A 23157-nucleotide genomic window follows, 5' to 3' on the forward strand; every position below is an offset into this window, starting at 1 on the left:
GTACTGTTGATAAGGAAAATATTTCTGTTGTTGATCATTCTGAAGCGGTTATTGAATATGATCCTGATACTAATGTGATTACTGTTTCCGGTTTGGATGTCGGTGAATACACTTTAAAAGTTGTTACTACTCCTGACGATAATCACAAGTCTGTTGAAAATACTGCTTCTGTTACTGTAAATAAGATTGATTCCGATATCACTTTATCTAAAACCGATTTGGAATTCGACTATGATGATATGGATTCTGTTGAAATTACAGGTTATGATGGATGTAGTGTTGACGCTGAAAACATTACTGTTGTTGGCCAGTCCGGTGCATTAATTGCATTTGAAAACAATATGATTTATGTTTCCAATTTAGATGCTGGCGATTACACTTTAAGAATTGTAACTACTCCTGATAAAAACCATAAATCCGTTGAAAAAACAGCAAACATCATAGTTAATAAGATTGATTCCAGTGTCAGTTTCTCTAATGTGGTTGTCTTTGATTATGAAGGTTCAAATACTACTGCTTTGACTTTGGATGGTTGTACTGTTGATAAAAAAAATATTACTGTTGTTGACCATCCTGAAGCGGTTATTAGTTATGAGGGTAATGTGGTTAATGTTTCCGGTTTGGATGCTGGTGAATATATTTTAAAAGTTGTTACAACTCCTGACGATAATCACAAGTCTGTTGAAAATACTGTTTCTGTTACTGTCAATAAGATTGATTCTGATATTACTTTATCTAAATCTGATATTGTGTTTGATTATGATGATATGGGTTATGTAACTGTTTCTGGTTATGTTGGATGTAGTGTTGATGTTGAAAATATTACTGTTGTTGGTCAGTCTGCAGGAATTGCATTTGAAAATGATATTATTGTTATTTCTGATTTAAATGCGGGAACTTACACCTTGAAAATTGTAACTACTCCTGATAAAAACCACAAATCTGTTGTAAAAACAGCAAACATCAAAGTTGACAAAATTGACTCTGAAGTCACATTCAGTAATGCAATCATATTTGCATACGAGGATGAAGGTTCAACCATAGCAACATGCACAGGATGTACAATTGACCTTGAAAACATAACAATTGTCGGCCATGACGAGGCAATAATCAAATTGGATAACAACAGAATAACTGTATCAAACTTATCTGAAGACAAATACACATTGAAGGTTGTCACAACTCCTGACAAAAACCATAAATCCGTAGAAGCAACACTTGGTGTTACTGTAAGCGGTATCTCTCCAAAAATGAGCGTTCAGGTAAATAACATCACAGTCGGTGAAAAGGAAATTGTCTTCATTACAATGGGAACCGAAGCTACAGGTGATGTGAACATTACAATAATGCAGGGAACAAAAGTTATCCAAACAAGAAACATTACAATCTCCAACAGGTTCAACAAAACAGAATTTGAAAACCTGCCTGTCGGAAAATACACAATCACAGCACACTACTATGGAACAACCAACTATAATGAAGTTACAGTTCCTGGAGAATTCATTGTTCGCCCAATTTACACATTCGAATTCAACGCTACTGCTAAAGATACTGTTTGGGGAAATAAAACAAACGTTACCGTAAGCTTGCCATCAGATGCAACAGGTACAATCAAAATAGGAAATATCGAAACACCTATTGAAGGTCCTTCAACCTTAATAGAATTGCCTGTGCAGACTGTTGCCGGCAAAAACAACGTGACCGTAAAATATGTTCCTGATGCAAACTCAAGATATTCAGCAGATGAAATCACAGTATTCTACAATGTTGCCAAAAGAGTGGCTGAAATTTCAATTGCAGACATTGCTGGTGTTAAAGCCGGTGATGATGTAAGTGTTGTTGTGACTGCTTATGATGGTGCCGATATTGTTGTTTATGTTGATGGTGTTGAAACTTCAACTGTTGAAAATATTGCTGCCGGAACACATACTGTTGTTGCTACTGTGGCTGAAACAGATAGTTACTTGGCTGCAAGTGCTACTAAAACATTTACTGTTACCAAAAATGATGTTGAGATTAGCGTAAGCGGTTCTGAAACTAAAGCGGGTGAGAAATCTACTATTACTGTTGATATTACTGATGGTGCAACCGGTATTGTTGTTATTAATGTTAACGGTAGTGAATATTCCTTGAATATTTCTAAAACCAAACAGCTAGAAGTGGTTATGCCGACTGTTGGTAATGTTCCATTGTCCGCTAGATATCTCGGTGATGATAAGTATAATGCTAAAGATGCTGATCCTGCTACTATTAGTGTATCTGAAAAATCTGAGAGGACTGATATTGTCATTCCTGATTTAAGTAATGTTAAAGTCGATGATGAACTTAATATTACTGTTCCTGAGGGTGTTGATGTTTATGTTGATGGTATCAAACAGACTCCTAAAGATGGAAATGTTTCCGTTCCAACTACTGCTGGTAATCACACTGTTGTGATTGTTGCTGATGAAACACCTGAAAATAAAGCAGTATTTGAAGTGGTTAATTACACTGTTTCAAAACATGACGTTGACAAGTTTGAAATAAGTGCTGAACCTACAAAAGCAGGTGAGAAATCTACTATTACTGTTGATATTACTGATGGTGCAACAGGTATTGTTGTTGTTAAAGTCGGTGATGAGGAGTATTCATTGAATATTTCTGAAACTAACGAGTTAGATGTTGTCATGCCAACTGCTGGTGATATTCCATTGTCTGCTAAGTATTTAGGTGATGAAAAGTATAACGCTAAAGACATAACTGGTGATGATATTAAAGTATCTGAAAAAGCTTCCGCTAACATAACAGTTTCAGGTATTCCTTCAAAAATTGAAGTTGGAGATTCATTTAATGTAACTGTTAAAGCAGATTCACCTATCACAGTTTATGTTGACGGTGTAAAACAGATTCCTGATGAAAATGATAATGTGACTGTTTCAATTGCCTCTGCAGGAGTACACAATATTACTGTAATAGCTGATGAAACTGCAGATTCTCAAGCAGAAGAATTAATAAAAACATTCGAAGCTGTTAAAAAACCAACTGAAATTACAATTGATGACATTTCTGGTGTTAAAGCTGGTGATGATGTGAATGTTGTTGTGACTGCTTATGATGGTGCCGATATTGTTGTTTATGTTGATGGTGTTGAAACTTCAACTGTTGAAAATATTGCTGCCGGAACACATACTGTTGTTGCTACTGTGGATGAAACTGACAGTTACTTGGCTGCAAGTGCTACTAAAACATTTACTGTTACTAAAAATGATGTTGAGATTAGTGTAAGCGGTTCTGAAACTAAGGTTGGTGAGAAATCTACTATTATTGTTGATATTACTGATGGTGCAACCGGTATTGTTGTGATTAATGTTAACGGCAGTGAATATTCATTGAATATTTCTAAAACTAAAGAGTTAATGGTTGTCATGCCAACTGCTGGTAATGTTCCATTGTCCGCAAGGTATCTTGGTGATGATAAGTATAATGCTAAAGATGCTGAAAACACAACTATTAAAGTAACTGAAAAATCTGACAGGACTGATATTGTCATTCCTGATTTAAGTGATGTTAAAGTCGATGATAAACTTGATATTACTGTTCCTGAGGGTGTTGATGTTTATGTTGATGGTATCAAACAGACTTCTAAAGATGGAAAAGTTTCAGTACCTACAACTGCTGGTAATCACACTGTTGTGATTGTTGCTGATGAAACACCTGAAAATAAAGCAGTATTTGAAGTGGTTAATTACACTGTTTCAAAACATGACGTTGACAAGTTTGAAATAACTGCCGAACCTGCTGTAGCTGGTGAAAAATTCACTATTGCTGTTGATATTACTGATGGTGCTACTGGTATTGTTGTAATTGATGTTAACGGCACTGAATACTCTATTGACTTATCAGATGCAAATTCAACTGAAGTGGTAATTGATGCACCGGGTAAAGCAACTATTACTGCTAAATATCAAGGTGATGACAAGTATAATGCTAAAGACAGCGAAGCTACTACTATTACTGTCGCTGAAAAAGATGCCAGAAGTGATATTCCAAGCATTGACTTTGGTGACGTTAAAGTCGGAGAAATTAAAACAATTCATGTTCCTGAGGATATGGATGTTTATGTCGATGGTGAAAAACTTATTCCTGATGAAAATGGCAATGTAACCCTTCCGACAGATGCTGGAACTCATTCTGTTGTAATTGTTGCAAATGAAACTGCTACTAATAAGGCTGTATTTGAAGTGGGTGAGTATACTGTAACTAAATATAACACTAATATTTTATTGGGAGGCACTCCTACTAAAGCTGGTGAAAAATCCACTATCAGCGTTCGTGTTACACAATCAGATGCCACAGGTACTGTCGTGATTAATGTTAATGGTACTGAGTATTCAGTTGTTCTCAATAGTGATGGTGTAGCTGAAATCGATGTTGTAATGCCTGTTGCAGGTGATGTTCCTGTTAGCGCCATATATCTTGGTGATTATAAATATAATGTTGCTCTACATTCACCGATTACTATAAAAGTAACAGAAAAAGATGAAGCTGAAATCGAGGTTAATAACCTTGAAAATGTTGAAATAGGTAAGCCTCATTACATAACCATTAAACCTGAGGATGCTGAAGTCTACATTGACGGTGTAAAATACACTCCTGATGCTGAAGGAGATTACAGTATCCCAACAACCGAAGGTGTACACACTATTGTAATCAGAACAAATGAAACCACAAACACCAAGGCAGGATATAAAGTAATCAACTATACAGTATCCAAAAAAGAGTCACACATTCTAATCGATGCAACCCCTTCAAGCGTACTTGTCGGCGATACCGTAACAATCAACATGATTTCCGATGCTGAAGGAACCATATTGCTTAATGTAAACGGTACAATCTATTCAATCAGCTATCCTGATCAATATGAAATGGAAATCACACTGGACAAACCGGGCATATACACAATCAATGCTACATTCATGGGCAATAACGAAAGTGAAGCTTCCCAGTCCAATGTAAAAACAGTTGAAGTATCCGAAAAAGCAGACTCTCCAATCGTCGTTACCGTTCCTGAAGACATCAAGGTAGCGGACAAAGTGGAAATTATGGTAACCTCTCCAAGCGGAGACAATGCCGAAGTGCTTATTGACAATGTGAGATATGATGTAAACAACGGAAAAGTTGTTATAAACGGCCTTTCTGCAGGAAACCATGTCATTGAAGTAACAAGTCCTGAAACTGCAACAAACAAGGCAAATTCAACTGCCAAATCTTTCACAGTATCCAAAAAAGAAGCTGACATAATCATAAGCGTTTTAGGAGATCTTGTTGTTGACAAGACACTGAGAATTAATGTAGCTACATATGACGGAGCCGATGTTGTTGTATATCTTGACGGTGAAAAACTTGAAAACTACAATCAGATTAAAGCAACTGCAGGAACTCACACAATCACTGCAAGTGTTGCTGAAAACGACGAATATCTTGCAGCAACCAACACAACCTCATTTGCTGTGGATAAAAAAGAAGCTGAAGTATATGTAAACACAGAACTTGCAACTGCAGGCGAGCCAACCACTATTTCACTCGATATAGATGAAGACGCTACTGGAATTGTAGTCATAAACGTCAACGGAACCGAGTATTCACTTAACATTTCCAAATCCAAATCACTGGATGTTGTTCTTGCGCAACCTGGTGATTATCCGGTCACAGCAAAATACCTTGGAGATGACAGATTCGCAGAAACACTTTCAGAACCTGCAAATATACATGTAAACGATAAAAAAGAACCTTCAATTGACATTGAGTTTGTCACAGAAGACTTCTATGCAGGCGATGATGTTGTAATTGCAGTTGAAATGGATAACGAAAATTCAACCGTACTGGTGGACGGCATATTATATGAAGTAGTTGACGGCAAAATCACAGTTGAAAACATTTCCGCAGGAGACCACACTATTGAAGTCATAAGTCCTGAAACAGCTGAACTGAAACCGTTCGAGTTCTCAATGACATTCGGTGTTGACAAAAGAGAGGCAGATGTAACAATCACCATTCCTGATGATTTCAGGGTAGGTGAAGATGTGGTCATTGAAGTTTCAACCGACTCTGACGGAAAAGCTGTCGTATATGTAGATGGTGTTGAACAACCACCACTGAGAGGCAGCACAACTGTAAGATTCTCTGCAGGAGACCACATTATTGTGGCAACTGTAGGTGAAACTGATAAATATATGCAGGCTTCTGCTAATATAACATTCACTGTCAAAAAGCTCGACACAACAATTGAAGTCAAAGCCACTGATGTTACCGAAGGTCAGTCAACTGAAATTACTCTAACCGCCCCTCTTGAGGAAGGTATCGTAATTGTCCAAATAGGTGACAAGCAGATAAGCATTGACCTTGCAAAATCAAAAACAGCAAAAGTTGTCATGGACGTTGCCGGAAAATATGACGTGTCCGCAAGATACATCGGAAGCGATGTGTACAACCCTGCTGAGGCCAAAAACTCTACAATCACAGTTTCAGCCAAGATCACTCCTGAAGTGGACGTTGAAATACCTGACGTTAAAGCCGGTGAAAACGAAACAATTTCCGTTTCAATTCCAAACGCTACAGGTGAAGTTCACATCATCATCGACGGTGAAGACAACATCGTCCCACTTGATGAAAACGGAAGCGCACAATACACTATAGATGAGATGCCGGCCGGCGAGCACAGCATCGTTGTGGTATATCCTGGTGATGAAACACATGACGAGGTAGTCATAACTAAACAGGTAAACGTTCCAAAACAGACTTCAGATGCGGACATTACTGTTCCTAGTGATGTTAAAGCGGGTGAAGACGCAAACGTTAAAGTGGACATTCCTGGCGCAACCGGAAGCGTGACTCTGATTGTCGACGGTAAAGAAACTACCGTACCTCTGGTAAACGGCAGTGTGGAATATCCTCTCAACAATTTAAGCGCAGGAACTCACAGCGTTGTTGTCGTATATCCTGGTGACGATAAGACTTCATCTGTCGTTAAATCCGCTTCATTCGATGTTGAGGAAGTGCCTGTATATGCATGTGAGTTTGTTGATGTTGTAATAAGTAAGGACTACACCGTAAGCGCAAGACTTGTAAGCGAAAACGGTGAAGGAATTGCAGATGCGGTTGTAAACTTCACAATCGGAAAAACAACACAGTCTGTAACAACCAATGCTGACGGATCTTTCAACTTCACAGGTGAAAACAACTGTGTAATTGAGGTTTCATATGCTGGAGACGACAAATATCTGCCTGCAAGCACCACAATTACCCTAAACTTCACACAGACCAGAAAGGCCACCAAGATATTGGGTGAAGACTACACACAATACGCAGTCGAATATTATGCAGGTGAAAGAGGTCAGAACTTCACAACACAACTTGTTGACAGTGAAGGCAACCCAATCGCAAACAAAACTGTATTCATAGGTGTAAATGGTGTAACACGTGAAAGAACAACTGACGCAAATGGTTTCACCAGTGTACAAATCAACTTCAAGGATAAAAACAGATTAACATTTGCTGTTGCATTCCTTGGTGATGATGAATACAACGGAACCATGTCTGTATATCTGATTATCATTAAACAGAAACCTGTTACTATCACTGCAGCTGCAAAAACATTCAAGGCCACTGCAAAAACCAAAAAGTACACAGTAACTTTAAAAACCATCAAAGGAGCATCCGCTGATGGTAAAACTTACTTCGGCGCAGGTAAAAAGGTCACCATGAAAATCAATGGAAAAACCTACACAGCAAAAACAAACGCTAAAGGTCAGGCAACATTCAGCCTTAAAATAACCAAAAAAGGTATATATGCTGCATCCATTAAATACGCAGGTGATACAACCTATAATGCAGCAAAAGCAAGTACAAAAATAACAATAAAATAGAGATGTCCCATCTCTATTCTTTTTTTCTTTTTTAATAATCCTCTGATTAGTTTCTTTTATATTCTTGAACTGTTCATGAAAACTGTGATATTTTTGAATTAATTTGGCATTTTTTTTGCAAAAAGAGGGTGGGACACGAACCCACTAATTTTTAAATTTTTTCTTTCTTATTTTTCCTTTAATTTTATATACTATAAAGTACAATCTATTATTATAAGTATTGAACTTTGTGGTTGTTTTATTTATGGTTTTAAGAGATGATACTATTAATCAGACCATGTTGGTGCCTATGGACTTGAGGAAATTGATTCCGAAAGACCATCCTTGTTATTTTATTAAAAATGTGGCTGATCATATTGATTGTTCTGAAGCGAACCGGGAGTTTGCTGATACGCCTGGTGAATTTGCTTATCCTCGTGAATTGTTGCTTAGGCTAGTTTTAATGAGTGTTTTTGATGGAGGATTATCTTCCCGTGAAATTGAACGAAGAACTCAAACAGATGTGGGTTATATGTACTTAGCAGGCATGCAACATCCTAGTTATCGTACAATTTTAAGATTTAAGCGCGAATATTCCGATCTAATTGATGAAGCCTTTAAAATGACAATAAAAATTGCAACTGAAGAGGATTTAGTTAAAATCCATCATGTGAGTTTGGATGGAACAAAAATAAAAGCAAAAACATCCATGAACAAATTAACAAATGAACAACAATTAAAAATCATGAAACAACATCTTGAAGAAAGCATAAAATTAGATGAAGAAGAAGACGAAGAATTAGGTGAAGAATCTGGAAACAGCGTTCCAGAAACACTAACCAACGAAGAAAAATTCAAAAAAGTCTACGAAAAAGTTAAAGAATCATCCAAAGACGATAGAAACAAAGATAAACTAAGAGCTTCCAGTAAAAAGCTCTTAAAACAAGCAGAGAAAAATCCTGAAAAAATCCTAGAAAAGCTCGAAACACTGGAAGAAAAACTCAACGAATCTGGAAAAGATGTTATTAGTATAAATGACCCCGACTCACGCTTTATGGTAAATAAAAAAGGACGATGGGAATTTGATTACAACGGACAAATCGCAGTAGACGAATACAAAGGAATAATACTCGCATCATACATTACAGACCATCCATCAGACCATCACGAACTCATTCCATTAATGGAACAAGTAAAATCAAATTTAACCGGAATATTCAATGAAATGCCTTCCAATTTCCAAGTAAGTGCCGACAATGGATATTCCACAGATGCCAACACAGAATATCTTGAAGAAAACGGCTTGGATGGCTACATATCCTCACGAAAACTCGCAAGAGAAACAAAAAAATACAATAAATCCGAAAAATTCTTCGGAAAAGACAATTTCACCTACAACAACGAAATAAAAACATATATCTGCCCACTAGGACAACCATTATACAAAATCAGCGAATACACATACGATGACAAACCCAGAATAAGCCATTGGACAAAAGAATGCAAAAACTGCCCAATGCAACAATTCTGCGCAAAAGGAAACCGATCCAGAATAATCCAAGACTACGGAAACCCTTCCAAAATCAGAATGCAAAGAAAAATGGAAACCTCCGAAGCAAAAGAAATATACAAATTACGCTCAAAAACAGCAGAACTACCATTTGCAAACCTAAAACAAAACATGCACCTAACAGAATTCAAAACAACAGGATTAAAACAAGTCAACACAGAATTCAAACTATACGCAACAGGACACAACCTAAAAAGAATATACAACGAAATACGCACAAAAAACAACTAAAAAGAATAAGAAAAATAAAAAAAACCTGAAAAACAAAAATCAATTAAAAAATTTGCGTCCCATCCTCAAAAATAATATCAGGCTTATGAGTTATGAAAATGCAAAAAAATCGTGATTAATTGATATGGTATCTTTTAGTTAAGATTATCATATATTTTAAACAAATAAAATTTCATGAAAAAAGTTAAGATTACTATTTTAAGGACAACTCTGCAGGAGGATCTTGCAAAAGAGTATGGTGTTGAAGGATTGTCTACATGTCCTTTAATGAGTGAAGGTCAAACATTTTATGCAGATTATGCAAAGCCTGACGGATTCTGTGATGAAGCGTGGAAAGCTATTTACCAATATGTTTTTGCCCTTGCGCATGGAGCACAGGAAGTCTGGTATTTCAATGACTGGATTAAGACTCCCGGAGTTGCAGTCGTTTCATGCAATGACGGTTTGAGGCCTGTTATCATGAAATTGGAGGCAACAGGTATTGAGTCTAAAGATGATGATTTTAAAATTTTATACTGATTAATATAAAAATTGCTCTAACTTCATTAAATTGATTTTAACTCTCAAAATTTCCTTTATTTAAAATAAAACTATAAATATTAAGTTTTACAAAATAAATAATACTTCATTTGCAGTTACATCACCATTGTCAGTCAAATGACAAAAATAAAATAAAAAAGTAGTTGGTTAAAATGAATGACAGTGAACAAAAAGATTCAATTGAGGAATTGGTAGACTATATGGTTCTGGAGGATAATAATTTCCCCTTTGATTTTTCATTTAGACTGATTGATGACAGATATCCTGAGTCAACTCATCAGTGTTTGAATTTTCCAGGAATTTTCGTAAAGCCATTGGAAACTGAAGTTTTCACAGATGATGGAATCAATCTTCGTATGGATGCGGCCCATTTGGTTCTGCCTGATGATACTATTCCTCAAAAGTCCGCAGAAGGCATAGAGCATCAGTCCAACAGATTGGATTTCAAAAAAATAGATGCAATTTATGATTATAAGGTTGGTTTGATTCACAACAATAATCTGCCTGCAATTAGTGTTGTAGTGACTAATATAGATTATGAACTCAGTGAGATAATCTTTGAATCTCATGGGGATGCCTTCAAGATATATTTTAAAATTTTGGATGATGATGAAATCTATGAAAGATTAAATACCTTAAAAATATAATCAACAGTAATCAGCGATTATCCGAACATGAAGCTTTGAATTTTGCTTATATTCCGATTTTTGTTCGAAAGCATATCGCAAAGGAAGTTACCGAAAAAGTTGTTGAACTCTTTTCATCCGTTGATTATTTGGATGAAAATCTTCAAATGGACATTCATCAGGTATTAAAACGAATGATAAAAGTCCATTTTGCGGAAGATGAAAATAAAGTTAGGGAGTTGCTTACCATGATAACCAAAACCGTTGATGAGGATGTGAGGAATAAGTTTCCTTCTTATGTTAGGGCGTTGGAGCAGATTCAGGAACGTGATGCTGCTATTGCCAGGCAAAAGAAAACTATTGAGAGTAGGGATGAATTGCTTAGTAGTCAGGAAGATATGCTTAATAGTATGGATGAATTGTTGGCTGAAAAGGATTTGGTGATTGAAAGGTTAAGACAAGAGCTTGATATTGCCAAAAGCAAATAATCATTCAATTTATTTTTTTGAGTTGCTACCATGAAAATCAAAGCTGTTGATGAGAATGTGAGGAAGAGGTTTCCTTCTCATGTTAAAGAGTTAGAGAAAATTCAGGAACTTAAGGCTGAAATTGCCAGGCTAGAGGAAACTATTAAAATTAAGGATGAATTACTTAGAATTCAGGAAGAAAAATTTATCAGTATAGATGAATTGTTGGCTGAAAAGGATTTGGATATTAAAAAATTGAGACAAGATCTTGATATTGCTAAAAACAAATAATTAATACTTGTCAAACTCCTTTTGTGCATTTTCATAAAAGTGTCCAAGTTCACGGCCGTTTACAAAGATGTGGCTTACGGTTATGGCCACACTCATCTCATTTTTTTCATTGACCTTCCCCCAACTAATGAGGGGTTGTATCTGATTGCTAGTGACGATGGCTGTTGAAAGGCAGTCAAAATCAACCCATGGAATGCATGAAAAATTAGCAATGTTTTCCATATCCCTTTTGTTCATTTCCAATGTAAATGATTCACTTTCACCGTTCAAAATCCTTCTTGAATAGTCCTTCACATAATCATGCCATTCAAATATATTCTTGAAATTCTGAGGTGTTTCAACCCTCATTTCCTTGTAAATCTTGTTTTTCTCATCCATTATTGGAGTTGTCCCTTCAAGATAGTCGAATTCAATTACCTTATCTTCAATTATTCTTCGCCTCATCTGGGCCACACTGTTTACCGCATTCATCAGACACCCCAGACTCATCACGAAAAATGATTTTTCATTTTCATGGCAGAAGTTCCACAGGCTCTCCACATTGACCCTTGAAGTCATTGAATATCTGGAGGTTAAAAAGTCAATAAAGGGATTTCCATCTAAATCAAATTCAATTTCTCTCATTTTTAAAACCTTAATCTTTTTATATATTTTCTGATAAATATTACTTTGTATAAATCATATATGGTTTTGTTAAAATGAAAGTCGTTATTGTAGGTGGAGGAGCTGGTGGAATCTCTACAGCTTCAAATATTCGTAAACTAGATAAAGAAATAGAAATAACCGTTATCACAAGAGATGACAAGGTGGCATACTCTCCATGCGCAATTCCTTACGTACTGTCAGGTACTATCCCGTCATTCGATGATATCGTGATGAGAACTCCTGAAGATTACAAGAACAAGGACATTGACGTTATAGTTGAGGCTGAAGTCACTGCAGTCGATTCCGATAAAAAAACTGTAACTTACCTCAAGGATGGCAAGGAAACAGTCATGGACTATGACAAGCTCGTTTTTGCAACAGGAGGAAATCCGTTTGTGCCTCCGATGCAGGGTGTTGACCTTGACGGAGTATTTAAAATCAGAAACATCGAAGACGGTAAAAAGGTTCAGGAAGCCATGAAAGATGCCAAAAACGCAATCGTTACCGGTGCTGGTCTTATAGGTATTGAAATTGCATTCGCCCTTAAAAAACAGGGACTGAACGTTATTTTAAGTGAAATGCTTCCTCAAATCGTACCTAGGTCTCTTGACAAGGACATGTCTGACATTCTGGTTAAATATCTTGAAATGGAAGGAATTCAGGTTGTACTCGGAAAACCTATCACCAAGCTCATTGGTGAAACCAAGGTCGAAAAGGCCTGCTTCGGTGATGAGGAAATTTACGACACAGACATGGTAATCATGGCGACAGGTGTAAGGGCAGAGCTGGAACTTCCTAAGATGGCAGGATGTGAAATCGGAAGATGGGCAATCCTTGTAAACGACAGGATGGAAACTTCAGTGGATGACATCTACGCTCTCGGGGACTGTGTCGAATCAAAAGACCTTATTTTAGGTTCAAACACCATTTCACAATTAGGTACAACTGCAGTCCGCCAGTCAAAAACATTGGCACGTACAATCTGCAACAAGAAATCAAAATTCAATCCGGTATTGAACTCTATGGTTTCAAAAGTTGGAAAACTTGAATTCGGTGCAGTCGGATACACCACAAGTTTCGCTCAGCAGAACAGAATCAGACCTGTTGTGCAGAAAGTTGAAGCACTTACAAGAGCACGTTACTATCCGAATGCAAAACCTATGGATATCAAAGTTATATGTGATGGAAACGGAACCATTATAGGCTGCCAAATCATAGCAGAGGAAAGAGTAGCAGAAAGAATTGATACAATGACATTGGCAATTACAGAAGGTTTAACCTGCTTTGATTTAAGCAATATGGAATTCGCTTATGCACCGCCTGTATCAATGGTTACAGATCCGCTTATATTAGCAGTAGAAGAAGTAAGTAAAAAATTCAATTAAAGGAGGATTAAAATTATGCCTGAACATGGACATGGTCATCATGGTCATGGGGGTCAGATGACTCCCGAACAGCAAAGACAAATGATTGAACAGGAGATTAGACTAGCTAAAAATCTCGGCCAGATCAAACATAAACTTATAGTAATGAGTGGAAAAGGAGGTGTCGGAAAGTCTACAGTCGCAGCCAACCTTGCAGAAACCCTGCAAAAACTCGGATTCAAAACAGGTATCCTTGATGCGGACATCCACGGTCCTAACATACCTAAGATGCTCGGCCTTGAAGTATACGGCGAGGCATTCCATCAGGACCAGTTCCAAAGGTTTAAGGAAATTACCGAAGCGGGTCTTGAAGCAGAAAACTTCCAGACCGATGAGGAAAAACAGGCTTTCATCAAGGCTAAACAGGAAGAATTTAATGCAACACTTTTCCCTGTAACCACTGAAAGCGGCCTGAAGGTAATGTCAATGGCATTCCTTTTGGAAAACATAGACACACCGATTATATGGAGAGGACCTCAAAAAACAGGTGCCATTAAACAGTTGATTTCCGATGCTTACTGGGGCGAACTTGACTATCTTATAATCGACAACCCTCCAGGAACCGGAGACGAACCTTTGACAGTACTGCAGACCATTCCTGATGCTGATGCGGTTATTATGGTTACCACACCAAATGTAGTATCACAGGAAGATGTTTTGAAATGCGTAAAAATGGTTGAAATGATGAACATTGACAAAATAGGCCTTATTGAAAACATGGCTTACTACATGTGCCCTCACTGCGGTGAAAAGTTAAACATTTTCGGTAAGGGTAATGGTGAGGCTTTTGCTGAAGAGATGGATATCAACTATCTCGGTGAGCTTCCGATTGAAGAGAAGGTTTCAGACTCCCCTAACCATGATGGGGTTATCTCAACTCTTGACCCTTCAGATGAGGTTTCAAAAAGGTTTGTCGAAATAGTTTCCGACATTCAAAATGAGTTTATAAAAGACTAGTGTTGATAATATAACTGACACGAGCAATATTTATGACGTATCCTAAGAAATTAGGATCTTCTTTTAATTTTTTAAAATAATCCAGTTTTTCTATTACGTATTCCTTGTTTTCATCCATCACGTTCAGTGAAAAGTACTGCATTCCCATGGTATATTCATGTTCGTCTGTAAATGCCGGAACGATGTATTCTCCATCGTTTGCATATGGGATTTTAACAGGTTTTCCCTCTTCTATTGAAATTATGAGATAATTGTTTTTGATATAGTCTCTGATTTCATTTTCGATTTTTTCGATGGCCGCCTGATTCTGGTTTTCGCCATGCATATAAATCATGTTTATGTGGTCTTTAAGCTCCGGGTTTTTAATGTCTTCGATTTTCATTGTATCATAATTTAATTTTCATTGTTTAATATATTTTTCATAGCCCATGCTTTCCAGTTTCTCTTTCGGTATGAACTTAAGCGCTGCAGAGTTGATGCAGTATCTTTTGGAACCTCCCGGTCCGTCATTGAAAACGTGGCCTAAGTGTGAGTTTGCCTTTTTGCTTCTCACTTCAATTCTTGTTGAGCCGTGTGAGAAATCCCTGTGTTTTGTTATAACCTCTTCGGATATCGGCTTTGAAAAGGCAGGCCATCCGCAGCCTGAGTCGAATTTGTCATCTGAAGAGAAGAGAACCTCACCGTCAACAACATCCACATACACACCATCCTCAAAAAAGCCATCATACTTTCCGGTGAATGGAGGTTCTGTCATTGCAAGCTGTGTTATTTTATACTCCTCATCGCTCAGGTGGTCGAATTCTTCATCGTCCACTAAATTTAAATCGACATGGCAATAGCCCTGCGGATTCTTTTCAAGATACTTCTGATGGTAAGATTCGGCTGTGTAGAAATTGCTTATGGGATGGGCCTCAACGACTATCCTTTTTGTTGAATTTCTTTTTTTAGCACTTAAAAACTTAAGAACAGTCCTTGCCTGTTCATCCTCCTGCCAGTAGATGCCTGTCCTGTACTGTGTTCCTACATCAGCACCCTGGCGGTTTACAGAATACGGATCTATAATCCTGAAAAAATTCTCAAGAATCTCTTCCAGAGATATTATTTCTGGATTGTATGTAACCTTCACTGTCTCTGCATGGCCGGTTTTTCCGGTGCATACCTTTTCATAGGTAGGAGCTAAATCCATTCCGTTTGCGTATCCCACTTCTGTCTGGTTGACTCCCTTGAGCCTTGAGACGAATGCCTCAATGCCCCAAAAGCATCCTCCCGCCAGATAAATCACACTTTGTTTTTCAAACATGATTAATGATTTGTCCTTCATCATAAAATATTTTTATTAGATAAATTATATCTTATATTATATTGGAGGAAATTTAATGTTTTACAGTACAATAATGAAAATCGATTCAATTGACAGACTAAGGGATATCAGGGATGCATTGCTTGTTGAACAGGGTATAAATCCTACTCGTCAGGGTGAACAGGCCATCAAGGTTGTTGTTGAAAGAATTGATGAAATTCAAGCTACTTTAGATAAATCCGCTACAAAAAACAGAAACAGAAGATAAGTGATTTTTGTGATTAGACGCGTAACCAGTACCAGACGCCTTTTAAGAAAAAGAATGTACAGGGCTCCCCATACTAGAAATAAAAAAACCACTTATGTACGTGAAAACAAGAGTTTGACCAAACCTCATCAGGACAAGTTCAGGGATATGAACGGACCGCACATAAAACGCAAAAGAAGGCCAAAAAGGGAAGTCCAGACAGGATTCAAAATGTCCTACAGATACAAGTACTACATGTCTGGCGAGGTTGTGGAAGATGAGGAAACAGAAGAAGAATCAGAATGATTCTTCAAGTATCTCTTTTTTTGTAACACTTCTGTTTTCACTGTGTATATTTAAAATGATGCCTGTAAACTCATCATCTTTTTTTGAAAGTTCAACAAACAGTTCGGCTGACACTTCACAGGGTGCATAGTCGTCTGAAAGCTCGAGATATTTCACTCCCTTTTCGTATTCTGCAATGTCTGTGAAGGCAACTATTTTAAAATCATCTATTTTTCCGACTACAAGAAAGTCTTTTTCATGGTCTTCTCCGATGGCAGGGCAAATGAATTTCATCGTATCACCTAAAAGTTTGCGTCTCTGTCCATGTTGAAGTTCTGTGAATGGGGATTTATCACAAAACCCTGGAAATGCTCGTCTTCGGCTGCCATCTGCTCAATATCATCAGGTGTTATGACCTTCATTTCCAGCTTGTCCAAAAAGAGTTCGGATATCTTTGCACTTCCGATGGCATATTCCCTGATGTCAGTAAAGACAGGTATGATATAGTCTTTTCCAGGCTCTTTAATCAGCAGTTTCACAGGCATTTCAATTTCATCAATCAGAGTGAAGTAGATTTCATCAGGATAAGCTTTTTTGATGTTTCTTTTCACGGCATCAAGCTCAGGAGCATCTTCGCTTTTGAGCTTTTTTGCCATGTCTGCATAAATCTGAATATATTCCTTGATGGGGCTTTTTGATGCCTTAACGTTATTTTTCTGATAGTCTTCGTAGTCTTTAGGTTTCATGTTTACTCGCAGCAGTCGTGAACGTCTTCACCGTTAATGACAAACTCCATTTGAGGTGCGTTTATTGCAATGCCTATGAAATCTTCATCCTCATTGTGATCAGCGATGATTTCACTACCGGTTTTGGTTTCACAGACAAATTCGTTTTCATCGAACTGTTCTTTAAACACTTCAATAGCTTCTTCAGCCTCTTTTTCATCGGTGTATGCAGGAATTACAAACTCTTCGCTTTCTTCATCTTCATCACTGATGATTAATGCTACAACTTCCTTGTCTTCGCTGCTTGCATTTAAAACGATTATGAATTCCTCATTGAATACCATATGTTCGATTTCATGGTAGATTTCGCCCAGTTCATTGAGTTCATCTTCATGTTCTTTTGAAAAAGCGTCTTCATCAAAGTCTTCGTTTTCTTCAAGGAGTGCTTCAACCTCTTCGTTTATACTGTCGTCAATTTCTATAAATTTTTCTATCAATTGTTTAAGTTCGCTCATAATAATCACTAATAATTAATTCTATAAAAATAAGTCTTTTAAAAACAAATGAACATTCTCTTCCTAAACACCACTAAAGGAATACAAACGAATGCTCATTTCAACCATCACCATTGTTCATATTATAAAAAAATAGTATATAACAATATGAACAATACTATTTATATTTTCCATGTATATAAAGTTTTAGTATTTTTAGGGTATTTAGAAGTCATTTTCTATTGATTTAACTAAATTGTAAATAATTTTGTTGGTACTGACATCGATATTGTATTTCTCACCCAGCTCAATAACCTTTCCGTTAAGCGAATCGATTTCGGTTTTTATTTTCCTTTTGATGTCCTGGTGGGTTGAAGAGAAATGCTCATAGGTATCCGGAACGAGCTTTGAGTAGAAAAGATCTTTGTATTCGGCGGAATTCTCCCAAAGGGTTTCGTATTCACTTGCATTTATGACTTCAAATATCTCATCAATGATATTGTCCATGATTTCTGTTGAATAATCGTTTTCGGTTAATTTGCCGTAGTTCACATCAAGTATTGCTCCAAGGGGGTTTAAGGCGCAGTTGTAAAGCATCTTTGCCCACAGGTACTTGTCAACTTCATCGGTTATCTCACAATTAATTCCGGATGCAGTAATCATTTCCGCAATAGGCTTAAGCACTTCGGGATTTTGCTTTTGAAGAGATCCGATTAAAATAGGTTCTGTGTATACTGTAACTTCACTTATGTATCTTTCATGGCGTGCAAAGCCGGTAATCACTCTTGAGCAGAAAACTGTACTTTCATCAAAGTATCTGAGATACGGCTCATCGTTTCCGAATCCGTTCTGGAAAATGATTATTTTCGCTTCGTCCTTCATGATGTCTCTGTGCTGTGAAAGTCTTTGTGATATTTCATCGTTTGCGACTGTTTTTGACGAGATGAATATGTAGTCGAACGTGTTTTTTGGAATCTCTCCGTAGTCATCGTATACATCAACTTCATCCGGTCCGAAAGAATATGATTTGAAAAGACCGCATCTTTTGATTCCGTTTTCTCTTATTGCTTTTGCTGTTTTTTCTCTGGCGAATATTGAAATTTCAGCATTCTGTGACCTCATGGATGCCGCAAGTCCGATTCCAACTCCTCCGGCACCGATAATTAAAACTTTCATTTTTTTAACCTCATTAAACTATTGGCCTTCAGGGCTTTTAAATTTTGGTATAACTAATATTTTTTCATCATTCAGCTGTTTATTTTGTTGTAACTAATTTTATTCACTTAGTCATGCCTAAAAAAGCGCAAATAACAGATTAATTTAAATAAGAGTAAATTTAATATAATTTTAAATGAATGAAGTGAATTATCTTATAAGGGAAAACGGAACGCAAAGGGTATTTTTAACCGAAGGCACATTGAATGTATTAGATATTTTAAATGAGCATTACGGTTATATTTTCCATGCTATTGAAGAAGAGGGCATCATTTTAAAGGCATCAGAGTGCAGTCTTTTCAAGGAACTGGTTTTTGAAAACAAGGTTGTCGGATTCTGCTCATATGACTTTTCAAGGGAGTTCATAACAGCTGCCCTAAACAACATCTATGTGATGCCTCAATTTCGGGGTAACGGTCTGTTTTTTGATGAGATTCTAAATACAATGGCCGAACACAACAAGCCAAGCATAATAGAGCCCACACGTCTTGTTGTCGAACTGCTCATCAGATACGGCTTTGCTAAAAAGATTAATGACGATATCGTTGCAAGTTCAATTGAATTTATCGTTCCCGGAAGCCATGTACTTGCAAACGCTCCCTATGATCTGTCCGAGGAGCTTTCAACCCATTTCTATGATTTGAAAATGTGTGCCAGCATACATTTTCTTGACATCGACAATGGCATCATTGCATACAGCCAGCCCCTCAACTACGACATAATTCACTATGACTGTCTGGATTTTAGAAATCAGGCAAACGACGAGTCACTAAAAGAGCTTAAGGATGTGTTTTTATCTAATGAAATTGAAATCATGGAGATACTTATGGAACTTGAAGAAAACATTCCAGTCAAGACATATTCCCTGGATGAGATTGTCGGCGAGGGTGATGAGTTTTCACCATATATCGAGTCCCTTATAGATGACGCACACGTGACCCGCCAGAAAGCATTCAGCATAAAACGCCAGCTCATCGAGGAGTATGAGGCAGGAATGGTTTTGAACGAATCCCTTCTTGTAAGGTTGGCTTATCTTTTTGAGGGGAAAACAGAACCCACTATCAAATCCCACAGCGAAACCTGCCCCTATTGCGGCATGCCTATTGACTCACATGACAGGTTCTGCCACTTCTGCGGAATAAACCTTGAATATAATCCTGACGAGATGCTTGACAGTCTCATGGATTCCATCAATCACGGTGAAGACGATTTTGCTGAAGACATTCGCTTTATCTCATACAAGTTTTTGAACCTTATTTTACAGGGAATTGAAGAGAAATATTCAATCTTTACAATAGAAAACACATACAACATTGACTGGTCATCTCTTAAAGGATATCTTGAAGCGAAAGGTTACTTTAGTGATGGAAAGATTACCGCAAAGGGATATGAGTTTCTGGATAGCCATCCTCTTGCCATCTATGATGAGTACTGTCTCAACATGGTGGACTACACTGATTTTGAAAAATACTGCTATGAAAATGAAAATTTAAATAAAAAAGAGATGGTTTTGAATTATCTGAGGCAATTCGGAGATGAATTTTCGGATATGATAGATGAAATAGAAGATAATTGAATTATCTTAAATTCACCATCTTGAAAAGCCTTGTGAACTTCCGGAACCTGACATGCTGTCAATGATTGACTTGCAGTGGTTTATAAAGTAGTCACTGTTCTCATAGCTTATGTTTGAACCGGAAATATGGTAGTTCTGGCCGTTTTTGTTGAAGTAAATGTCCGCACTGTAATCGTCACTGCCCTCATTGTAGAGGAAGTATGTTGTAACTCCGTTCTGGTCAATCACCTGATTTGAAGTGTATTTTCCGGAACTGATCAGCTGGTTTGAAAGGTCGGACAGGTTCTGTGAACTGTCTATTTGCATAAGATTGATTGTCATGTTCTGTGCATCTTCATATATTACGGCTGTATCGTTAACCTTTTTGTCGGTAAAGTTGTCGAGTTTTGGAAAGCTGGCGTTTACATTTGCATTACTGGCATCATCACCAACTCCTGCATCGGACGGTCCCAGGTGTATGTTGTCTGCACCCACATTAATTCCGACATAAAGGATTATCAAAAATATAAGCAATGCATAAAGTTTATTCATTATTTTTTCACCTATTTAAAGATATTTGATTTTAAAGTATATAATTATTGGTATATTTTAACTGTTGTTTCGTTAATATTCGAATAATTAAATAATAATACTATTTATATTAAAAACGACAAAATAATGTATATAATTCATTGAAATAAAAGTTTAACATTTATTTAATGAAAAATATTCAGAGATATTGGATATTTTCTATTGAATATTTATAAATTTTATTTATTAATTTAACGAATTATGAATATATAGGAAAAATGGTGTGATTATGAATAGAAATGTTAGAATTGGATTGATAGCTGCTGTTAGTATAATAGCGCTATTCCTGTTATCCTTATGGATTTCACAAACACCAGCTAACGCAGACAATTCCGTCAGGTTCGGGATATTGACTTTATTACCGCCACTTGTTGCTATTGTTTTAGCATTCATTACAAAAGAAACAGTTTTGTCCCTGTTTATTGGTGTTTTTGTGGGAGAATTTATGTTATGTTCAAATGATTTGAATATTATATCTACAATCATAAATGCATTCCTCAATCTGGGTTCCCAAATCATTTCATGTATGGCAGACCCATGGAATGCAGGTATTATCCTCCAATGTCTTCTCATCGGAGGAGTAATTCAGTTGATTACCAAAATGGGTGGGGCAAAAGCTCTTGCAGATGCATTTGCAAAAAGAGCTAACACTCCAAGAAAAGCACAGCTTTTTACATGGATTTTAGGTTTATGTGTATTTTTCGACGACTATGCAAACTCCCTGATTGTAGGTCCGATTATGAGACCTGTAATGGACAAGCTCAGAGTTTCCCGTGAAAAATTGGCATTTGTAGTAGACGCAACTGCAGCTCCTGTAGCTGGTATTGCAATCATTTCAACATGGATTGGTTTGGAAATTAGTTTGATCGCTGCAGGTTTCCAATCTGTCGGTGCAACAAACGTAACTGGATTTGGAATTTTCTTACAGACTATTCCATACAGATTCTATAATATATTTATTTTAATCTTCATTGTGATTTCAGCATTGACCTTATACGAGTTCGGTCCGATGAAAAAAGCCGAACAAAAAGCACGTGCAAGGAAAAAAGACGAACCTGTTGTAGTTGCTGAAGCTCCTGGATTTGACGAAGTCAAACCGGTTGAAGGAATCAAATTATCAGTCTGGAATGCAATCATACCAATCGGTACCCTTATTATAGGTGCACTCATTGCATTCTACTGGAGCGGTTACACTACTATTTTAGGCGGTGAAGACCAGGCTCTCATCACCTTAATGAAAACAGCTCCATTATCATTCAACGGTATCTTTGAAGCACTTTCAGCATCAGACGCTTCCGTTGCACTGTTCCAGGCAGCACTTCTTGCATCCATCGTTGCAATAGTCATGGCAGTCGGTGAAAAAATACTCTCAATCGAAGATGCAATATCCGAATGGATCGGCGGTATGAAAACTATCGTTATTACCGGTGTAATCCTTCTTCTTGCATGGTCACTCGGTGGAGTTATCGGTGATGTCGGAACCGCTGACTATCTTGTAGGTGTGCTTTCAGGATCAATTCCTGCCTTCATTGTTCCTGCACTGATTTTCATATTGGGTGCGGTAATTTCATTTGCAACAGGTACAGCTTACGGTACAATGAGTATTCTGATGCCTCTTGCAATTCCTTTAGGATGGGCAGTAAGTACCGGAGACATGAGCTTCACAATCGTATGTACAAGTGGAGTACTGACAGGTGCGATTTTCGGAGACCACTGTTCCCCTATTTCAGATACAACAATCCTTTCATCTATGGGAACAAGCTGTAACCACATTGACCACGTTCAAACACAAATCTACTATGCGATATTCGTCGCTATCATCGCTATAGTATTCGGTTACATCCCTGCAGGATTAGGTGTCCCATGGTACATTTTAATCCCTGTTGGTGTAGTAGTGATGTTTATAGGACTTAGAATTATAGGTGAAAAGGTCGATTTTGATGAAGTTGAGGAAGATTCTACTTCCTAAACTTTTTTTATTTTTTTTTAGTTAATTCATTCTCTTGATTATACTTTCTAATTTTTGCATTTTTGTTTGAACATATAATTTAATTGAAAATGTTAATTAACATTTAATGAGTTTATTTTTTTAATACCAATTTATTGATAAT

At 37.1% G+C, this 23157-nt stretch carries 20 protein-coding genes; 12 read left to right on the top strand and 8 right to left on the bottom strand.

Annotated features, from left to right (window positions below; translation table 11 throughout):
• The 6 genes from ACKI2P_RS02330 to ACKI2P_RS02355 all read left to right on the top strand — a co-directional run.
• On the top strand, positions 1 to 7904 hold a 7904-nt coding region (locus ACKI2P_RS02330), incomplete at its 5' end, for an Ig-like domain-containing protein (protein WP_407374644.1).
• Between the two features lie 244 nt (positions 7905 to 8148).
• Positions 8149 to 9684: an IS1182 family transposase gene (locus ACKI2P_RS02335; RefSeq protein ID WP_407374646.1), complete on the top strand. Its 1536-nt coding sequence runs from the start codon at positions 8149 to 8151 to the stop codon at positions 9682 to 9684.
• 174 nt (positions 9685 to 9858) lie between these two features.
• Positions 9859 to 10203 (top strand): TIGR04076 family protein, encoded by a 345-nt coding sequence (locus ACKI2P_RS02340; RefSeq protein ID WP_407374647.1) that lies wholly within the window; start codon positions 9859 to 9861, stop codon positions 10201 to 10203.
• 173 nt (positions 10204 to 10376) lie between these two features.
• Positions 10377 to 10871, top strand: coding sequence for a hypothetical protein (locus ACKI2P_RS02345; protein ID WP_407374649.1), 495 nt, complete (start codon positions 10377 to 10379; stop codon positions 10869 to 10871).
• Between the two features lie 35 nt (positions 10872 to 10906).
• Positions 10907 to 11338, top strand: coding sequence for a hypothetical protein (locus ACKI2P_RS02350; RefSeq protein ID WP_407374651.1), 432 nt, complete (start codon positions 10907 to 10909; stop codon positions 11336 to 11338).
• Positions 11339 to 11368: 30 nt separating this feature from the next.
• The gene (locus tag ACKI2P_RS02355; protein WP_407374652.1) at positions 11369 to 11608 is read left to right on the top strand and encodes a hypothetical protein; all 240 of its coding nucleotides are present in this window, start codon (positions 11369 to 11371) and stop codon (positions 11606 to 11608) included.
• Here the strand turns inward: ACKI2P_RS02355 and ACKI2P_RS02360 are convergent, their stop codons facing one another.
• Positions 11609 to 12232, bottom strand: coding sequence for a CatA-like O-acetyltransferase (locus ACKI2P_RS02360; RefSeq protein WP_407374654.1), 624 nt, complete (start codon positions 12230 to 12232; stop codon positions 11609 to 11611).
• Positions 12233 to 12306: 74 nt separating this feature from the next.
• On the opposite strand from ACKI2P_RS02360, the gene ACKI2P_RS02365 reads away from it, so the two are divergent.
• Positions 12307 to 13638, top strand: a complete 1332-nt coding sequence (locus tag ACKI2P_RS02365; RefSeq protein ID WP_407374656.1) for an FAD-dependent oxidoreductase — start codon at positions 12307 to 12309, stop codon at positions 13636 to 13638.
• A 15-nt stretch (positions 13639 to 13653) separates the two neighbouring features.
• Complete coding sequence (locus ACKI2P_RS02370; RefSeq protein ID WP_407374658.1) at positions 13654 to 14634, top strand: Mrp/NBP35 family ATP-binding protein; 981 nt, start codon at positions 13654 to 13656, stop codon at positions 14632 to 14634.
• On the opposite strand, the gene ACKI2P_RS02375 is transcribed toward ACKI2P_RS02370, so the two are convergent.
• Positions 14621 to 15016, bottom strand: coding sequence for a hypothetical protein (locus ACKI2P_RS02375; protein ID WP_407374660.1), 396 nt, complete (start codon positions 15014 to 15016; stop codon positions 14621 to 14623). The genes ACKI2P_RS02370 and ACKI2P_RS02375 overlap by 14 nt on opposite strands.
• A gap of 18 nt (positions 15017 to 15034) precedes the next feature.
• Positions 15035 to 15958: a peptide-methionine (S)-S-oxide reductase MsrA gene (msrA, locus tag ACKI2P_RS02380; RefSeq protein ID WP_407374662.1), complete on the bottom strand. Its 924-nt coding sequence runs from the start codon at positions 15956 to 15958 to the stop codon at positions 15035 to 15037.
• A 52-nt stretch (positions 15959 to 16010) separates the two neighbouring features.
• On the opposite strand from msrA, the gene ACKI2P_RS02385 reads away from it, so the two are divergent.
• Together ACKI2P_RS02385 and ACKI2P_RS02390 are read left to right on the top strand one after the other, a co-directional pair.
• Positions 16011 to 16202 (top strand): hypothetical protein, encoded by a 192-nt coding sequence (locus tag ACKI2P_RS02385; protein ID WP_295112293.1) that lies wholly within the window; start codon positions 16011 to 16013, stop codon positions 16200 to 16202.
• A gap of 9 nt (positions 16203 to 16211) precedes the next feature.
• Entirely contained in the window at positions 16212 to 16487 is a 276-nt protein-coding gene (locus ACKI2P_RS02390; protein WP_407374664.1) for a hypothetical protein, read from the top strand.
• On the opposite strand, the gene ACKI2P_RS02395 is transcribed toward ACKI2P_RS02390, so the two are convergent.
• From ACKI2P_RS02395 to ACKI2P_RS02410, 4 genes are all read right to left on the bottom strand, one after another.
• Positions 16479 to 16760 carry a hypothetical protein gene (locus tag ACKI2P_RS02395; RefSeq protein WP_407374666.1) on the bottom strand — a complete coding sequence of 94 codons (282 nt, stop codon included), beginning with the start codon at positions 16758 to 16760 and terminating at the stop codon, positions 16479 to 16481. The two genes, ACKI2P_RS02390 and ACKI2P_RS02395, sit on opposite strands and share 9 nt — an antisense overlap.
• Before the next feature lie 8 nt (positions 16761 to 16768).
• Positions 16769 to 17212, bottom strand: a complete 444-nt coding sequence (locus ACKI2P_RS02400) for a hypothetical protein (protein ID WP_407374668.1) — start codon at positions 17210 to 17212, stop codon at positions 16769 to 16771.
• A gap of 2 nt (positions 17213 to 17214) precedes the next feature.
• Positions 17215 to 17706: a hypothetical protein gene (locus ACKI2P_RS02405; RefSeq protein ID WP_407374670.1), complete on the bottom strand. Its 492-nt coding sequence runs from the start codon at positions 17704 to 17706 to the stop codon at positions 17215 to 17217.
• A 204-nt stretch (positions 17707 to 17910) separates the two neighbouring features.
• Entirely contained in the window at positions 17911 to 18861 is a 951-nt protein-coding gene (locus ACKI2P_RS02410) for a ketopantoate reductase family protein (RefSeq protein ID WP_407374671.1), read from the bottom strand.
• Positions 18862 to 19036: 175 nt separating this feature from the next.
• Between ACKI2P_RS02410 and ACKI2P_RS02415 the strand changes: the two genes are divergently transcribed.
• Positions 19037 to 20476 (top strand): hypothetical protein, encoded by a 1440-nt coding sequence (locus ACKI2P_RS02415; RefSeq protein WP_407374673.1) that lies wholly within the window; start codon positions 19037 to 19039, stop codon positions 20474 to 20476.
• 12 nt (positions 20477 to 20488) lie between these two features.
• Here the strand turns inward: ACKI2P_RS02415 and ACKI2P_RS02420 are convergent, their stop codons facing one another.
• Complete coding sequence (locus ACKI2P_RS02420; protein WP_407374674.1) at positions 20489 to 21007, bottom strand: hypothetical protein; 519 nt, start codon at positions 21005 to 21007, stop codon at positions 20489 to 20491.
• A gap of 268 nt (positions 21008 to 21275) precedes the next feature.
• Between ACKI2P_RS02420 and ACKI2P_RS02425 the strand changes: the two genes are divergently transcribed.
• Positions 21276 to 23015, top strand: a complete 1740-nt coding sequence (locus ACKI2P_RS02425; protein ID WP_407374676.1) for a Na+/H+ antiporter NhaC family protein — start codon at positions 21276 to 21278, stop codon at positions 23013 to 23015.
• Positions 23016 to 23157: the final 142 nt, after the last annotated feature.

The organism is Methanobrevibacter sp. (genome assembly GCF_045541095.1).
GTDB lineage: Archaea > Methanobacteriota > Methanobacteria > Methanobacteriales > Methanobacteriaceae > Methanocatella.

Excerpts from the sequence above, each read along its gene's own strand:
- msrA (WP_407374662.1), bottom strand. The coding sequence starts at position 15,958 with ATGATGAAGGACAAATCATTAATCATGTTTGAAAAACAAAGTGTGATT.
- ACKI2P_RS02370 (WP_407374658.1), top strand. The coding sequence starts at position 13,654 with ATGCCTGAACATGGACATGGTCATCATGGTCATGGGGGTCAGATGACT.
- ACKI2P_RS02360 (WP_407374654.1), bottom strand. The coding sequence starts at position 12,232 with ATGAGAGAAATTGAATTTGATTTAGATGGAAATCCCTTTATTGACTTT.
- ACKI2P_RS02415 (WP_407374673.1), top strand. The coding sequence starts at position 19,037 with ATGAATGAAGTGAATTATCTTATAAGGGAAAACGGAACGCAAAGGGTA.
- ACKI2P_RS02340 (WP_407374647.1), top strand. The coding sequence starts at position 9,859 with ATGAAAAAAGTTAAGATTACTATTTTAAGGACAACTCTGCAGGAGGAT.
- ACKI2P_RS02405 (WP_407374670.1), bottom strand. The coding sequence starts at position 17,706 with ATGAGCGAACTTAAACAATTGATAGAAAAATTTATAGAAATTGACGAC.
- ACKI2P_RS02425 (WP_407374676.1), top strand. The coding sequence starts at position 21,276 with ATGAATAGAAATGTTAGAATTGGATTGATAGCTGCTGTTAGTATAATA.
- ACKI2P_RS02410 (WP_407374671.1), bottom strand. The coding sequence starts at position 18,861 with ATGAAAGTTTTAATTATCGGTGCCGGAGGAGTTGGAATCGGACTTGCG.
- ACKI2P_RS02385 (WP_295112293.1), top strand. The coding sequence starts at position 16,011 with ATGTTTTACAGTACAATAATGAAAATCGATTCAATTGACAGACTAAGG.
- ACKI2P_RS02420 (WP_407374674.1), bottom strand. The coding sequence starts at position 21,007 with ATGAATAAACTTTATGCATTGCTTATATTTTTGATAATCCTTTATGTC.
- ACKI2P_RS02375 (WP_407374660.1), bottom strand. The coding sequence starts at position 15,016 with ATGAAAATCGAAGACATTAAAAACCCGGAGCTTAAAGACCACATAAAC.
- ACKI2P_RS02345 (WP_407374649.1), top strand. The coding sequence starts at position 10,377 with ATGAATGACAGTGAACAAAAAGATTCAATTGAGGAATTGGTAGACTAT.
- ACKI2P_RS02400 (WP_407374668.1), bottom strand. The coding sequence starts at position 17,212 with ATGAAACCTAAAGACTACGAAGACTATCAGAAAAATAACGTTAAGGCA.
- ACKI2P_RS02335 (WP_407374646.1), top strand. The coding sequence starts at position 8,149 with ATGGTTTTAAGAGATGATACTATTAATCAGACCATGTTGGTGCCTATG.
- ACKI2P_RS02395 (WP_407374666.1), bottom strand. The coding sequence starts at position 16,760 with ATGAAATTCATTTGCCCTGCCATCGGAGAAGACCATGAAAAAGACTTT.
- ACKI2P_RS02355 (WP_407374652.1), top strand. The coding sequence starts at position 11,369 with ATGAAAATCAAAGCTGTTGATGAGAATGTGAGGAAGAGGTTTCCTTCT.
- ACKI2P_RS02365 (WP_407374656.1), top strand. The coding sequence starts at position 12,307 with ATGAAAGTCGTTATTGTAGGTGGAGGAGCTGGTGGAATCTCTACAGCT.